Genomic DNA, 15,828 nt, shown 5'->3' on the forward strand with positions numbered 1-15,828 from the left:
TTACTTAAATAAATTTTAATGAGCGAAATACAATGAGTAATAATCAAGATGCTTTACCTTCAGGAGTTGTTGCGCGCTTCTTGAATGTAGTTGAGCGGGTTGGTAATAAGCTACCTGATCCAGCAATTATATTTTTATTTGCTATGTTATTAATATGGGGTTTGTCGTGGTGGTTTTCTGGCGTAAGTTTTGATGCAATTGATCCGCGTACAGGCGAAGCAATTATTATAAACAACATGCTTGCAAGCGATTCGTTGGCCACTTTTTTATCTTCAATGGTAAAAACATTTACCGGCTTTGCTCCTTTAGGCGTAGTACTTGTTGCTATGTTAGGTGTTGGTGTCGCTGAGCACTCAGGCTTTATTAATACAGGCCTTAAGCTAATGTTAAAAGTAACGCCTAAAAAGCTGTTAACACCGTCTATTATTTTAGTTGCTATTGTAAGCCATACAGCCACGGACGCAGGTTACGTGCTTGTGATACCGTTAGCTGGCGTAATCTTTTATGCAGCAGGAAGGCACCCATTAGCCGGGATTGCAGCGGCATTTGCCGGTGTAAGTGGTGGCTTTGGCGCCAACTTTATTCCATCTGGAATAGACCCACTACTACAAAGCTTTACACAAAGTGCTGCTCATATTATTAATCCTGATATGTCGATAAATCCATTAAATAATTGGGCGTTTGCATCAGCATCAAGCATGTTTATTGTATTACTGGGTTGGTATATTACCGATAAGATTATTGAACCTCGTTTACAAAATACGCCTCTTGATGGAAACAGTGAAGACTTACCTGTTTTTGAAGATGCGCGTAGCGATGAAAAGCGCGCATTCTTCATAGCAAGCAGCGTAATGATTGCAGGCATTGCTTTACTCGCTTACGTGTCTGCGCCGGTAGATTCAGCCATGCGTAGTAGCGATGGCTCCTTAACTAATTTCCGTTCACCTTTGATGCAATCTATTGTGCCGTTGATCTTTTTGTTATTTTGGATCCCAGGCGCAGTATATGGCTTTACAGTAGGTACATTTAAAAGCTCTAAAGATATGATAGATGCCATGAGCAAGGCAATGGGCGGTATGGCTTACTACATTGTTATGGCATTCTTTTGTGCGTTATTTATTGCTGCCTTTAGCAAATCTAACTTAGGGGCATTACTTGCAATCGAAGGGGCGCAGTTATTAAAAGCAATGGCACTTCCAAGTTCGGTAACGGTGGTAGGTATTATATTTTTAACCGCATTTGTTAATTTATTTGTAGGCTCTAGCTCGGCCAAGTGGGCATTACTAGGGCCGGTATTTGTACCTATGTTAATGCAACTGGGTATTTCACCTGATTTAACGCAAGCGGCTTATCGTGTTGGTGATTCTAGCTCTAATATTATTACACCGCTTATGCCTTACTTCCCATTAGTTGTGGTTTATTGTCAAAAGTACGTTAAAAGTACGGGAATTGGTACGCTAATAGCGATGATGCTGCCATACTCGGTTGCATTTTTAATTGGCTGGAGCTTGTTTCTACTCGGTTATTGGGCATTGGGTATTCCGCTAGGGTTAGATGCAAGTTACGTGTATCCAGCAGTAGCGCCTTAACATAGAGCATTCGGTACAATACAGTAAAAGCCTCACTATTAATAAAGTAGTGGGGCTTTTTAGTTTTAATTGAATGATTTACACAGAAGTTTATAGTCGCCTTGCTTAGAAGATAATCATGGTTTGCGGTTGTGAGTTACGCAGAACAGCTTGAACCATTACTTAAATTTTAGACACAAAAAAACCTTGGCACTTTCATACCAAGGTTTTTTTATTAAAGAACTGTTGCTTACTTAGCGGTAAAGCTAACTGGGCGACGTTCTTTACGAGGTCCGCTACGCTTATCACCGCGTGGGCCATCGTTACGTTTTCTATCACCAGATGGGCGTTCGCCACGTGGTTCAGCTGGGCCTTGATCTTGTGTAATTGTCATACCCATTGGGCGTTTACAAATAAACACTTTTTGGAAATGATCTAGTACATCTTTAGGCATGTTTTGTGGTAACTGAACAGTGCTGTGTTGATCGTGTAAACGAATGTCACCAATAAACTTACTTGAGATATCAGCTTCGTTAGCAATTGCGCCAACAATATTCTTAACCTGAACACCATGCTCACGACCTACTTCGATACGGTAAGTATCCATAGGGCCTGCATCACGGCTGTTACGCTCGCGCGGTTTACGTTCAGAACGTTCACCACCACGTTCGTTACGACGTCCGCGATCACCACGGTCATTACGTGAATTGCGTTCGTTACGCTCACGTGGTTGAATCTTAACTTCTTCAACTTTAATTGGCGACTGTTGCTGTGCCAAACACAGTAAAGCACCCGCTAAGTTTTCAAGAGGAAGGTCAAGCTTTTCAGCCATGTTAGTAGCCACTTCGTTAAAGAACGTAATGTCTTTGTTTTCAAGCGCAATACTTAATTTTGCTTGTAACGCAGCAATACGTTTTTCTTCAACAACTTTAGCTGTTGGTAATTCAACCTGAGCAATTTCAGACTTAGTATGACGAATGATATTTTTAAGTAAGTAACGTTCGTTATGCTTAACAAATAAAATTGCTTTACCAGTACGACCTGCACGACCTGTACGACCAATACGGTGAACGTAGGCTTCAGAATCTTGTGGAATGTCGTAGTTGATAACTAAGCTTAAACGGTCTACATCGAGACCACGAGCTGCTACGTCAGTTGCAATAACAACGTTCAGCATGCCACTTTTTAAGCGGTCAACAGTGCGTTCACGTGCTTGCTGGTTCATATCACCATTAAGCGGAGCTGCAGAGAAACCTTCGCGCTCTAATAATTCAGCAAGTTGAACGGTATCGTTACGTGTACGTACGAAAACAATAGCACCTTCGTATTGCTCAGCTTCTAAAAAGCGAACAATCGCTTTGTTTTTATGTACGCTTGCGTTCCAAAACACTTGCTCAACAGACGATACTGTCGAGTTACGCGCAGAAATATGAACCTGTTCAGGGTTATTCATATATTTGCTGCTGATGTTTTGAATTTGCTTAGGCATGGTCGCAGAGAAAAGACATGTTTGCTTTTCGCGCGGTGTTTTTTCCATGATGTTTTCAACATCATCGATAAAGCCCATACGTAACATTTCATCGGCTTCATCAAGTACAAGTGCTTGAAGAGCATCAAACTTGATAGTGCCACGGTTTATATGATCGATTAATCGACCCGGAGTAGCAACAATGATTTGAGCGCCACGACGAAGTGCGCTTAATTGAATGCTGTAGCTTTGGCCACCGTATAGTGCTAATACTTCAACACCACGAGTACCTTTTGCATATTGTTCAAATGCCTCAGCAACTTGGATCGCAAGCTCACGTGTAGGTGTGAGTACAAGGATCTGTGGCTGTTTCACAGACGGGTCAATATTGTTTAGTAACGGCAGTGCAAATGCTGCGGTTTTACCTGTACCCGTTTGTGCTAGTCCCAGTACGTCCTTTCTTTCTAGCAATAACGGTATACATTGAGCTTGGATTTCAGATGGTGTCTTGTAACCCAACTCTTCAACTGCCTTCAAAATTGCAGGAGAAAGATTTAGAGATTCAAACGTGACTGGTTCTGACATTAATACGCCTCAACGAATTTAAAGAGGCGCGCATTATATAGGATTAGCGAGGCAAATGCTTGTATAAATTAAAACTAATTTGTATGTGCTTGATGTTGGTTGAAATTTAACCAGTTCAATTGTGGGATTATTGAACTGGTTAACAAATTTAATACACGACTACTTGTACAAGCCTAGGTTTTCTTTTGCATAAGCTTCAAATTCGGTAAAACCGCCAATGTGGCTTTGATCAACAAAAATTTGCGGGACAGTAGGGCAAGGTTTACCTGCTGACTTTTCTAAATCGGCTTTGCTTATGCCTTCTTTTATGATGTCGATGTAACGAAATTTAAAATCATCGCGCTCGTTGGCAAGTTGCTCTGCAACATCTTTGGCACGAACACAAAATGGGCAGCCTTCACGGCCAAAAATTACTGTAAGCATAGTGCTCTCCTTTATTTGATTGAATTTAGTTTAAATGATTAAAAAATATAATAAAGCGCAAAAAAGTGATTGTGCCATTCTATTATTGCGATGAACATTAATTTGGCCGAGTCATGAACGGCATAATTCACCACGTCCTTGCCGCTATTCCTAATTGGGTTGAATAGCCCATTGCGTGTGCTGTTATCTGTAAATTTGCATTTATTACGTAGTAAGTTGGAAAAGCGCTTACTTTATAATTTGATTGGGTATATTGATTACCAAGAAGTATGGGCATACTTAGGTTTAAGTCATCAATAAATTGAGTAACTTGTTGCTCATTTTTATAATCAAGGGCAATACCAATTACATTAATGTCTGAGTTTATTAAGGTGCTTTGTAAGTTGGGCATGCTGTAGCGGCATATTGTGCACCAAGGAGCAAAGAAATACACAATGGTTGTTCTCCCTTCAAGCTCTGCAATACTAAATCTTTCGTTATTTTTATTTAAAATAGTCAAGTTAAAATAAGGGGCAGGAGTATGGTTTGTTTCAAGTAAATTACGCGTTTGGTAGGCACTTGCTAAGTAAAACACGAGTATTGCTAAACTTAAATTTATTAACGTGCTACGTATTAATGCCATTGATTTTATCTGACCTATTTATAATTAAAAGCCAACCCTAACATAAATGCTAAGCAGCCACTGTTATTTGATAGGCAGAGCTTTAGCGTTTGCTTGAGTATCAAGCCCAGTTGCTAGTAAAGCCTATGTTAAAGTTTCACTGCTTTACACAAATCAGGCCTTTAGCTAATAAGGTCTGCTGATTACGTTAGAAATTTCCTGATTACATTTTAATGGTTGAATTTATAACTTTAACCCTAAGCTCTATATTTGAGACGAACATATAGAATATGTTTTTTAACTGCAAAGGAGATCAAGATCATGAGCAATTATTTACAACCAGCAATGAAAATGCCTTCACTTAAAGTTAAAGATAATGAGAACAACCTTGCTGACGTGTCGGCTCGACAGACAGATTTACCCTGGAAAATGATAGTAATCTACCGCGGAAAGCATTGTCCATTATGTACTAAACAACTTAATGCACTTGCTAAAATGAATGATAAATTTAAAGATGCAGGGGTAGAGATTGCCGCTGTTAGTGGTGACAGTCACGCACAATTAACAGAGCATCTAAACGATTTACACGTTAATTTTCCTCTTTATAGTGGGTTATCATTAGCTCAAATGACTGATTTAGGCCTGTATATTAGTGAACCACGCAGTGAAAAAGAAACCGATCACCCATTTGCTGAACCTGCTATTTTTGTAATTAACGAGCATGATCAAATTCAGATACTAGATAAATCAAATGCACCTTTTTCACGCCCTGATTTAAATGATTTGTTGGCTGGCATTGAATTTATTCGCGAAAACGATTATCCAATTCGTGGCACATTAACACACTAATTAGCGATGAATACTTAGCGCTAATCTACAATACTGAACAACCATTTTGAGGCATTAAAAGCATTTGACTTTTTAATGCCTCAAAATGGGTTACTAATTTCACTAGTTTATAAAATGAGGAATTTTTTTAAATATTTTAATTTATTTACTTGAAAACATTTTTACCGTCCATATATAGTTTAGTAGGACGCCTGATGGGTCCTAAACTAAACCTAAACAATTGAAATTTATATTATTAATTTATATTTGTTAGCGCTTGTTCAAATGAAAAGTGCAAACAAAATATCGCTTAAATATGAGGATATTATTATGCGTACAGTAGACTTATCACCACTTTATCGTTCATTCATTGGGTTTGATCATTTAGCGTCTTTAATGGATGCTGCGGCGAATACAGACAAGCAGCCGAGCTTTCCTCCTTACAACATTGAAGCACTCGATCAAGACAGATACCAAATCACTATGGCTGTTGCCGGATTTAGCGACAACGAGCTAAGCATTGAGTCAGAAAATAACACATTAAAAGTAGCGGGTATAAAAGCTAATAAAGATGAAAACAAAGAACGTAAGTTTATTCATCAAGGAATTGCAGAACGCAATTTCGAGCGAAAGTTTCAGCTAGGAGACCATGTTAAAGTACTTGGCGCCGACTTAGCAAACGGCTTACTTACTATAGAGCTTAAGCGCGAAATACCTGAAGCATTAAAACCGCGCAAAATTGAGATTGGCCAAGGACGCTTACTAGAAGATAGCTAATCTGGTTTTAACAACATTTTTTCCCTTATTATTTGGCCGCCTCTCCTGAGGCGGTTTTTTTGTGTCATAAAGACTCAATGTTATTTATGTAGTGTGTAGCTTGATTAAGTGTGTCTTCGCGTAATTCATCGCTTTGCTTATCCCAATTTCTATAAACCATGCCTATGCGTGGGTTTTTCTCTAGTTTTTCGCGGTGTGTTTGCATAAAACGCCAATATAAACTGTTCAGTGGGCAAGCTTTATCCCCCACTTTTTGTTTCACGTCGTATTGACAATTTTTGCAGTAGTCGCTCATTTTATTAACGTAATTACCACTTGCAGCATAGGGTTTGGTTGCAATAATTCCATCGTCTGCAAATTGACTCATTCCACGTGTGTTGGGCATTTCTACCCACTCGATGGCATCTATGTAGACACCTAAGTACCAGTTATCAACTTCGTCAGGGTTTATTCCGCTGAGTAAACAAAAGTTACCAATGATCATCAAGCGCTGTATATGATGAGCATAGGCAGTATCTAAGCTTTGCTTTAATGAGTGGCTCAAACAGTTCATTTTTGTATTACCATCCCAAAAATATTGAGGGAGCTTATTATTGGCTTTTAGTTGATTTTTAGTCGCGTAGTCGGGCATGTTTACCCAATAAACAGCACGAACGTATTCTCGCCAACCGAGTATTTGTCTGGTAAACCCTTCAACTTGTGAAAGAGATATCTCGTCAGGCCGTTGCTCGAATTCAGATATTACACGTTTGATTACATACAAGGGGTGAAGAAGTTTAGTGTTTAGGGCAAAAGAGAGCCTGCTATGGTAAAGACTGGTATTGTCTTTACTTTGATCTGTCATTGCATCCTGAAACTTACCAAAATTGACAAGTAAATGCTCACAAAAGTATTCAAGAGACTCTTTGGCTTGCTTACGTGACGTAGACCATTCGAGTTTTCCTTCTTTAATTTCTCCAAAGTAAACGATGTTGTGTTTTTTTAAACGAGCGAGGATATGACTTACATCGTTTTTAAATAATTTAGGCTCTGGGATAGATTTTAAGTCTTGCTTAGAGAATTTATTGCGGTTATTACTGTCGAAGTTCCATTTACCGCCAGCTGGCTTATCGTCCTCCATTAATAAATCATATCGTTTACGCATAGCACGATAAAAGTGCTCCATGGTCACGTGCTTATCTTTTTTGAATCGATCTTTAATTTCGCTAAAGGGCAGTAAAAAATGCTCTGAGTCATATGCTGATACATTTATTTCGGATGATTTTTCAAAATCAGCTAATTGCGATTTTAACCTAAATTCGTCTGGGTATAAGTATTCTATGCAGGAGCAGTTATATTCCTTAGCAACACGATTTAGTAGTGCGGGTAGGTGTTTATCTTCGTGTGTGTCGTCTAGGGTTAAGTGCAATACATTAAAACCTGCAGATTTTAACGCAGTTGCAAAGTTTTCCATCGCATTAAAAAAAGCACAAAGCTTTTGCACATGGTGTTTAACGTAATTGGTTTCTTGTTTTAATTCTGCGACAAGATAGAGAACATCGTCTTCTTTACCTTTAAACCAAGAATGAGAAGGATTGAGTTGATCGCCTAAAATGAGTCTTAAGGTTTTGTAAGTCGCCATGATTAAACCAAAAAAAATGAAATTTGTACGAGGGTGTCTGCTTAATCGATCGCTGTAATATTAATAACAAATTGTATAATTTGAGCTTTATTTAAATATTCGTTAATGAGTGTATAAACACTCATCAAGCATCAAATTTGATATGAGTAGGCTCAATTAAAAGCGCCTTAGTTATTATTGCTTTGCTTTTGCTTAGAAAGTTGGGTTAAGCACACCACGTTAGAGACGTTAAACAGCGTATCATTCGTATAGCGTTCAAAGTAAGTAAGCACTTTGCGCCATGCTAAATGACTTTCTTCATTAAAAAACCGACCTAAATGCTCAACTAATGTTACATAAAATATATCAGTCAGAGGTTTAATATCACTCTGCTGAATATTTAATTTTTTTAAAAACTGTAAGTGATGGCTCAGAAATGGCGCAACCGATGATGGATTATCAATATTTTTGATTATGCGCTCTAAGGTACAATATAAAATATAACTTTTTTCGTTAAACTGTTCAGCTGTTAGCGTGTTCATCGAAATATCTGACTCTACAAGCTTTCTATGAAAACGCGCGGTAAATGCATGAAAGTTTGGTTTTATGATGCCAATACTTTTTAATAAAACAGATTTATGTGAATTCATCAGAGCCTCACAGAAGATTAAAAACTTATTTTTATTATTTTTATTATTATAGCTCGCGTAACAAAAATTACACGTTTTTTGATATAAAAGTATTAATTCATTGATAACTTTTTGAGTTCTATTGTTTTTTTAAATAAAAGTGAGAGTAGTTATTAATTCCATTATTGTGATTTTACTAGGCTTAAACAGCAAATGGTTAGCCGTTTAAAATAGGTTTATACCCATAATAGGTATAATGTTTTATTTCCTTATATCTGATTTGAACTGTATTTCCAAAGTTATTGGTTATTATGGTTGCTAATTATCCCCAACATCCTTATAATAGCGACCATTGTTTAGTCTGTTTTAAAACAGCTAACAGCGATGTTAAATCAAGGTTTGATATCTATTGGCGCGGGATGGAGCAGCCTGGTAGCTCGTCGGGCTCATAACCCGAAGGTCGTCGGTTCAAATCCGGCTCCCGCAACCAATTCTACTAATAAGTGAGAACTTATTATTTTATATCGCGCATTCTATGTAATGCGCGTTTTGCGTTTAAGCTAATGTAGTTTAATTTGGTCAGTTACTGACTCGCAACCAAGCTCGGCCCTAGGCCACACAGTTTTATGCTTTATTGGTGTGACGCCCCGCTTGGTTCGGGGCGTTGTTGTATCTGCACCTTTCTTAATTTATGGCGGTTGTCATTAAATTAAAATTTAAACTCAGTATTTTAGGGCTATAAGCCCTTTTTTTGTTTGTATGGAGGATTTTCGTGACAAAACTTGAACAAGATTTAGTAACCATGTTAACGCCTGCGGTAGAAATGTTAGGCTTTGAGTTACATGGTCTTGAATTTGTACAAGCGGGTCGCCATTCTACCTTAAGAGTATATATTGCTCATGAGGATGGGATCTCAGTTGATAACTGTGCGGACGCTAGTCGCCAAATTAGTGCGATTTTAGATGTCGAAGACCCAATTACAAATGAATATGATTTGGAAGTGTCGTCTCCTGGTGTTGATCGTCCATTATTCAAACAAGATCACTACGAGCAGGCGCAAGGAGAGGAAGTACGCGTGCGTACTAAACTTCCACAAGACGGTCGTCGAAATTTTAAAGGCGACTTAATAGCAGTTAGCAGCGATATGATCACACTATCTAGTGATGGTGTAGAGCATTTGATCATGCTTAGTAATATAGAACGTGCGAATTTAATCGCAAAGTTTTAAATTCGAGTGCGAAGGAATAGGGCAAGCGAGGCATTACCCATGGCAAAAGAGATATTATTGGTTGCTGAAGCCGTTTCCAATGAGAAAGCGGTTCCAAAAGAAAAGATTTTTGAAGCATTAGAGTTCGCATTAGCGACTGCGACAAAGAAAAAACACGATGGTGAAATTGAAGTACGTGTATCAATTGACCGTAAAACAGGTGATTACGATACGTTCCGCCGCTGGCAGATTGCTGAAGTATTAGAGGATGGTTCATTAGAAAATCCTTACAGCGAAATAACATTAGAAGCTGCGCAGGTTGAAGAGCCTGACTTACAGCTAGGTGATTTTGTTGAAGAGCAAATTGATTCAATCAAATTTGACCGCATCACAACACAAATGGCTAAACAAGTAATCGTACAAAAAGTACGTGAAGCTGAGCGCGCTTTAGTTGTTGACGCATATAAAGACCAAGTGGGTGAGTTAGTAACAGGTGTTGTTAAAAAAGCAACGCGTGATTCAATCGTACTTGATTTAGGCAACAACGCTGAAGCAGTTATTTACCGTGATGACATGCTACCACGCGAAAACTTCCGTCCAGGCGACCGTATCCGTGGTCTTTTATACGAAGTTAAGCCAGAAGCACGCGGCGCACAGTTATTTGTAACGCGTTCTAAGCCAGAAATGCTGATGGAATTATTCCGCATTGAGGTGCCAGAAATTGGCGAAGAAATGATTGAACTTCGCGCTGCTGCACGTGATCCAGGTTCGCGCGCTAAAATTGCTGTTAAGTCAAACGACAAGCGCATTGATCCAATTGGTGCATGTGTTGGTATGCGTGGAGCTCGTGTTCAAGCTGTTTCGTCTGAACTTGGTGGTGAGCGTGTTGATATCGTTCTTTACGATGACAACCCTGCACAATTTGTTATCAATGCAATGTCGCCAGCTGAGGTTGCTTCAATAGTATTAGATGAAGACACTCATTCGATGGATATCGCTGTAGAAGCCGATAATCTAGCACAAGCGATTGGTCGTAATGGTCAAAATGTTCGTTTAGCAAGCCAGTTAACTGGTTGGGAACTAAACGTTATGACTGTTGACGAGATGCGTACTAAAAATGAAGCGGAATCAGATAAGTTACTTAACTTATTTACTGAAAATTTAGATATCGATGATGAGTTTGCAACCTTACTTATCAACGAAGGTTTCTCAACACTTGAAGAAGTGGCGTACGTGCCAGCCTCTGAGTTTTTAGAAATTGACGGTCTTGACGAAGAAACGGTGGATGTTTTACGTTCACGCGCTAAAGATGCATTAACAACTAAAGCACTTAAAACGGAAGAAAGCTTAGAAGGCGCAGAGCCAGCTGAAGACTTACTTGCGCTTGAAGGCTTAGAGCGTCATCTAGCATTTGTAATGGCAAGTAAAGGTGTTGTAACACTTGAAGACTTGGCTGAGCAAGGTATTGACGAGCTAGTCGATATCACAGAGCTTTCATCTGAACAAGCAGGTGAGCTGATTATGGCTGCACGAAACATTTGTTGGTTTGCAGACGAGTAATTTATTAACGGAGGTATTACACACTATGGCAGAAGTAAATGTTGAAAAACTAGCCGGCGATATAGGTACAACTGTTGATAAATTGCTACAGCAATTTTCGCAAGCGGGTATCACTAAGCAGGCAACTGATAATGTAACTGAAGCTGAAAAAGCAACGTTACTTGATCATTTAAGCAAATCACATGGCGGCACGGGCTCTGAAGGCCCTGCACGCATGACTTTACAGCGTAAGAGCAAAAGCACATTAAATGTGACTGGCTCTACAGGTAAAGCGAAGGCGGTTCAGGTTGAAGTTCGCAAAACACGTACATACGTGAAGAAAAGCGCGATGGAACAAGAGCAAGAGCAGCAACGCTTAGCCGCTGAAGAAAAAGCCCGTCTTGAAGAGCAGCAAAAAGCTGAACAAGCTGCAGCTGAGTTAAAGGCAAAACAAGAGGCAGAACGTAAAGCGAAAGAAGACGCTGATCGTAAAGCCAAAGAAGAAGCTAAACGTAAAGCAGACGCTGAACGTAAAGCGAAACAAAAGCAGATGACCCCAGAGCAAAGTGCTAAGTCTGAGAAAGATCGCATCGAAGCTGAGCGTCTGCAAAAAGAAGCAGAAGAGGCCGCATTGAAGAAAGCTGAAGAAGAAGCGAAACGTCAGGCAGAAGAAGCAAGAAAACTAGCTGAAGAAAACTCGGCTCGTTGGAAGAAAGAAGAAGAAGAGCGTAAGAAGCGTGAAGAAACAGCAGATCACCACCTTACGACTTCAACTTACGCACGTGAAGCAGAAGATGTAGCTGATGCTCGTGAAGAGCAAGGCTCTCGCCGTGCTAAGAAAAAGAAAAAAGCGCCAGCAAAAGATAAGTTTGCAGCGTCTAAGGGTAAAAAAGGTAAGCTAAAAGCACCTGCATCATTACAGCATGGTTTCCAAAAACCAACAGCTGATGTAAAAAATGAAGTACGTATTAGCGAAACAATTACAGTGGCTGAGCTTGCATCACGCATGGCAGTTAAAGGCGCTGAAGTTGTAAAAACAATGATGAAAATGGGTGACATGGTTACAATTAACCAAGTTATTGACCAAGAAACTGCGCAACTTGTAGCAGAAGAAATGGGCCATAAAGTTATCATCGTTAAAGAAAACGAATTAGAGCAAACAGTACTTAACGACCGCCATGAAGATGGTAAGTCAGAGCCTCGTGCGCCAGTTGTTACTGTAATGGGTCACGTTGACCATGGTAAAACATCAACGCTTGATTACATTCGTTCAGCAAAAGTTGCTTCAGGCGAAGCCGGTGGTATTACGCAGCATATTGGTGCATACCATGTTGAAACAAATGGCAACATGATCACATTCTTAGATACTCCGGGTCACGCCGCGTTTACATCAATGCGTGCTCGTGGTGCTAAAGCAACTGATATTGTAATCCTAGTAGTTGCAGCCGATGATGGTGTAATGCCACAGACTAAAGAAGCGGTACAGCATGCTCGCGCAGCGGGTGTTCCTTTAATCATTGCTGTGAACAAAATGGATAAAGAAGGCGCAGATCCAGATCGCGTTAAGAACGAGCTAGCACAGCTTGACGTTATCCCAGAAGAATGGGGCGGCGACACGCAGTACGTTCATATCTCAGCTAAAACAGGCTTGGGTATTGATGAACTACTTGAAGCAGTACTTATGCAATCTGAGCTATTAGAACTAACTGCACCAAGTCAAGGTATGGCTGCAGGTGTTGTAATTGAATCACGTCTTGATAAAGGCCGTGGTCCAGTAGCGTCTATCCTTGTTCAGTCAGGTACACTTAACCAAGGTGACATTGTATTATGTGGTCTTGAGTACGGCCGTGTTCGTGCTATGCGCGATGAGAACGGTAAAGATATCAAGTCTGCAGGTCCTTCTATTCCAGTAGAGATTTTAGGCCTATCTGGTATCCCTGCAGCCGGTGATGAAGCAACGGTAGTTAAAGACGAGCGTAAAGCGCGTGAAGTTGCATTATACCGTCAAGGTAAATTCCGTGATGTTAAATTAGCACGCCAGCAAAAAGCGAAACTTGAAAACATGTTTACTAACATGGCTGAAGGTGACGTTTCTGAAGTTAACGTGGTACTTAAAGCAGACGTTCAAGGTTCTATCGAAGCGATTTCTGATTCACTAACTAAGCTTTCTACTGACGAAGTAAAAGTGAAGATTGTGGGTTCTGGCGTTGGTGGAATCACAGAAACAGATGCAACGCTTGCTGCGGCATCTAACGCGATTGTTGTTGGCTTTAACGTTCGTGCTGATGCATCTGCACGTAAAGTGATTGATTCTGAGAACCTAGACTTACGCTACTACAGCGTTATTTACGCCTTAATTGAAGAAGTTAAGCAAGCGATGTCAGGTATGCTTGCACCAGAATTTAAGCAAGAAATTATTGGTCTTGCTCAGGTTCGTGACGTGTTCAAATCACCAAAAATTGGCGCAATTGCAGGTTGTATGGTGACTGAAGGTGTTATTAAGCGCAGCGCGCCTATCCGTGTATTACGTGATAACGTGGTTATATACGAAGGCGAACTTGAATCACTTCGTCGCTTTAAAGACGATGTGCAAGAAGTGCGTAATGGTATGGAATGTGGTATCGGTGTTAAGAACTACAATGACGTACGTGTTGGTGACCAAATCGAAGTATTTGAAACAGTTGAAGTACAACGTACTTTATAATTGTTAGCTCACTAAACAAATAAATGGGGGCTTAGCCCCCATTTGTGTATCTATTACTTAATTAGCTTATTATTAAATTTCAATAAGTTACATTTTTAGGACAAGTTTCATGAGAGAATTTTCTCGCACTGATCGTGTTGGCCAGCAAATCCAAAAAGAAATTGCTGTGATTTTACAACGCGAAATTAAAGATCCGCGCTTAGGCATGGTGACAGTGTCTGCGGTAGAAGTATCGCGCGATTTATCTTATGCAAAAATTTTCATCACTGTGTTTAACACAAAAGATGAAGATGCAGCAAAGCAAAGCGCAAAAGTACTTAACGAAGCTACGGGCTATATTCGTTCGCTTTTAGGCAAGCGTATTCGTGCTCGTATTATGCCAGAGCTAAAGTTTGTGGTTGATAATTCATTAATGGAAGGGATGCGTATCTCTAACTTAGTGGACACAATCATCAGAGAAGATAACGCAAAACACGTCAATGAAGACGATAGTAGTGTTGATGATGTGTCGAGCTCAGATGACAACATTAAACAAGCAGATGATAAAGATAGCTAAGAAGGCATATAGCGATGGCAAGACGCAGTAAAGGCCGTCCAATAGACGGGATTTTGTTGTTAGATAAACCCAAAGGTATTTCGTCAAACAAGGCATTACAGCAAGCAAAAGGTATATATTTTGCCCAAAAGGCGGGGCACACAGGTGCACTCGATCCGCTTGCTACCGGTATGCTGCCAATCTGTTTTGGTGAAGCGACTAAGTTTACTCAGTTTTTACTTGATACCGATAAAACCTATGTTGTGCGTGCTAAGTTAGGTGAAAGAACAACAACATCTGACTCTGATGGTGAAATAGTTCAGACACGAGATGTAAACGTAACTGTTGATCAATTAAAGCAAGAAATTTCAGCGTTTTTAGGTGAATCTGATCAGTATCCATCGATGTATTCTGCGCTTAAGTATGAAGGGAAACCTTTGTATAAATATGCGCGTGAAGGGATTGAAGTTCCTCGAAAATGCAGAAAGATAAATGTATTTAGCCTAACGCTTGATGAGTTTGATGAAGCGAATAATGAAGTACAAATGACAGCTCACGTTTCTAAAGGGACTTACATTCGTACTATTGTTGATGACTTAGGTGAAAACTTAGGCTGTGGTGCTCATGTAATTATGCTTCACCGCTCGGCTGTTGGCCATTACCCCGCAGATAAAATGGTATCGATAGAGCAGTTAGAATCGTTACTAGCTAAAGCAAAAGACGAAGAAACCGTTCCGTCAACCTACCTTGACGAACTGCTTTTGCCAATGGACACCGCTCTAGTTGATTTACCGGTTGTGGAAATCACTAAAGAGCAGGGTGTTTCATTTAGCCATGGGCAAGCTGTAGTTCTTGGTAAAGAATTACCTGATGGTGCAATAAAGGTATTAGCCGATGGTGTGTTTATAGGCACAGGCGAGAAAAACCCTGATGGCCATTTAAAATCAAAACGCGGTCTATCAAACCAGCAGGCAGAGTAAAGTTTAACTTGTAGTTATTATTATACTTGGTAGAATACGCCCGCTTAATCGTTTTGGCTGAATTAGTGATCGGCTGAGACACCTTTTAAATTTAATTTTTGGAGTTACTATGTCACTAAGCAATCAAGAAAAAATCGATATCATTGCTAAATTCGCACGTGCTGAAGGCGACACTGGTTCACCTGAAGTACAAGTAGCATTACTTACTTTTGATATCAACAAGCTTCAAGGTCACTTTGCTGATCACAAGCATGACTTCCACTCACGTCGTGGTCTGCTTCGTAAAGTAAGCACTCGCCGTAAATTGCTTGATTACCTTAAAGGTAAAGATATCTCGCGTTATACTGCACTAATCAAAGAACTTGGCCTACGTCGCTAAGAACT

At 39.9% G+C, this 15,828-nt stretch carries 14 protein-coding genes and 1 tRNA gene; 10 read left to right on the forward strand and 5 right to left on the reverse strand.

Annotated features, from left to right (window positions below; translation table 11 throughout):
• Positions 1 to 32: 32 nt before the first annotated feature.
• Positions 33 to 1,589: an AbgT family transporter gene (locus MTP24_RS04970; RefSeq protein ID WP_006793363.1), complete on the forward strand. Its 1,557-nt coding sequence runs from the start codon at positions 33 to 35 to the stop codon at positions 1,587 to 1,589.
• Between the two features lie 229 nt (positions 1,590 to 1,818).
• Here MTP24_RS04970 and MTP24_RS04975 read toward each other — a convergent pair whose 3' ends face one another.
• From MTP24_RS04975 to MTP24_RS04985, 3 genes are all read right to left on the reverse strand, one after another.
• Positions 1,819 to 3,621, reverse strand: coding sequence for a DEAD/DEAH box helicase (locus MTP24_RS04975; RefSeq protein WP_006793364.1), 1,803 nt, complete (start codon positions 3,619 to 3,621; stop codon positions 1,819 to 1,821).
• Between the two features lie 159 nt (positions 3,622 to 3,780).
• Entirely contained in the window at positions 3,781 to 4,044 is a 264-nt protein-coding gene (locus MTP24_RS04980) for a GrxA family glutaredoxin (RefSeq protein WP_010555975.1), read from the reverse strand.
• Between the two features lie 127 nt (positions 4,045 to 4,171).
• Positions 4,172 to 4,666, reverse strand: coding sequence for a TlpA disulfide reductase family protein (locus MTP24_RS04985; protein WP_243533056.1), 495 nt, complete (start codon positions 4,664 to 4,666; stop codon positions 4,172 to 4,174).
• Positions 4,667 to 4,966: 300 nt separating this feature from the next.
• Between MTP24_RS04985 and MTP24_RS04990 the strand changes: the two genes are divergently transcribed.
• Together MTP24_RS04990 and MTP24_RS04995 are read left to right on the forward strand one after the other, a co-directional pair.
• Positions 4,967 to 5,494: a redoxin family protein gene (locus tag MTP24_RS04990; RefSeq protein WP_039036640.1), complete on the forward strand. Its 528-nt coding sequence runs from the start codon at positions 4,967 to 4,969 to the stop codon at positions 5,492 to 5,494.
• 309 nt (positions 5,495 to 5,803) lie between these two features.
• Positions 5,804 to 6,250, forward strand: a complete 447-nt coding sequence (locus tag MTP24_RS04995) for an Hsp20 family protein (protein ID WP_010555978.1) — start codon at positions 5,804 to 5,806, stop codon at positions 6,248 to 6,250.
• A gap of 64 nt (positions 6,251 to 6,314) precedes the next feature.
• On the opposite strand, the gene MTP24_RS05000 is transcribed toward MTP24_RS04995, so the two are convergent.
• Entirely contained in the window at positions 6,315 to 7,871 is a 1,557-nt protein-coding gene (locus tag MTP24_RS05000; protein WP_243533058.1) for a cryptochrome/photolyase family protein, read from the reverse strand.
• A gap of 167 nt (positions 7,872 to 8,038) precedes the next feature.
• Positions 8,039 to 8,500 carry a globin gene (locus MTP24_RS05005; protein ID WP_008128088.1) on the reverse strand — a complete coding sequence of 154 codons (462 nt, stop codon included), beginning with the start codon at positions 8,498 to 8,500 and terminating at the stop codon, positions 8,039 to 8,041.
• A 392-nt stretch (positions 8,501 to 8,892) separates the two neighbouring features.
• Here MTP24_RS05005 and MTP24_RS05010 point away from each other — a divergent pair.
• The 7 genes from MTP24_RS05010 to rpsO all read left to right on the forward strand — a co-directional run bounded on the left by MTP24_RS05010 (position 8,893) and on the right by rpsO (position 15,823).
• Positions 8,893 to 8,969 (forward strand) — tRNA-Met (locus tag MTP24_RS05010).
• 282 nt (positions 8,970 to 9,251) lie between these two features.
• Complete coding sequence (rimP, locus tag MTP24_RS05015) at positions 9,252 to 9,707, forward strand: ribosome maturation factor RimP (protein ID WP_006793371.1); 456 nt, start codon at positions 9,252 to 9,254, stop codon at positions 9,705 to 9,707.
• 39 nt (positions 9,708 to 9,746) lie between these two features.
• On the forward strand, positions 9,747 to 11,246 hold the full coding sequence (gene nusA / locus MTP24_RS05020; RefSeq protein ID WP_006793372.1) for a transcription termination factor NusA: 1,500 nt from the start codon (positions 9,747 to 9,749) through the stop codon (positions 11,244 to 11,246).
• Positions 11,247 to 11,271: 25 nt separating this feature from the next.
• Complete coding sequence (gene infB / locus MTP24_RS05025) at positions 11,272 to 13,929, forward strand: translation initiation factor IF-2 (protein ID WP_006793373.1); 2,658 nt, start codon at positions 11,272 to 11,274, stop codon at positions 13,927 to 13,929.
• A gap of 109 nt (positions 13,930 to 14,038) precedes the next feature.
• Entirely contained in the window at positions 14,039 to 14,485 is a 447-nt protein-coding gene (gene rbfA / locus MTP24_RS05030) for a 30S ribosome-binding factor RbfA (protein ID WP_243533060.1), read from the forward strand.
• A gap of 14 nt (positions 14,486 to 14,499) precedes the next feature.
• Positions 14,500 to 15,444: a tRNA pseudouridine(55) synthase TruB gene (truB, locus tag MTP24_RS05035; protein ID WP_010555981.1), complete on the forward strand. Its 945-nt coding sequence runs from the start codon at positions 14,500 to 14,502 to the stop codon at positions 15,442 to 15,444.
• Positions 15,445 to 15,553: 109 nt separating this feature from the next.
• Positions 15,554 to 15,823: a 30S ribosomal protein S15 gene (gene rpsO, locus MTP24_RS05040; protein WP_006793376.1), complete on the forward strand. Its 270-nt coding sequence runs from the start codon at positions 15,554 to 15,556 to the stop codon at positions 15,821 to 15,823.
• Positions 15,824 to 15,828 lie beyond the last annotated feature (5 nt).

Source organism: Pseudoalteromonas sp. APM04 (genome assembly GCF_022809815.1).
GTDB classification, from domain to species: Bacteria; Pseudomonadota; Gammaproteobacteria; order Enterobacterales; family Alteromonadaceae; genus Pseudoalteromonas; species Pseudoalteromonas marina.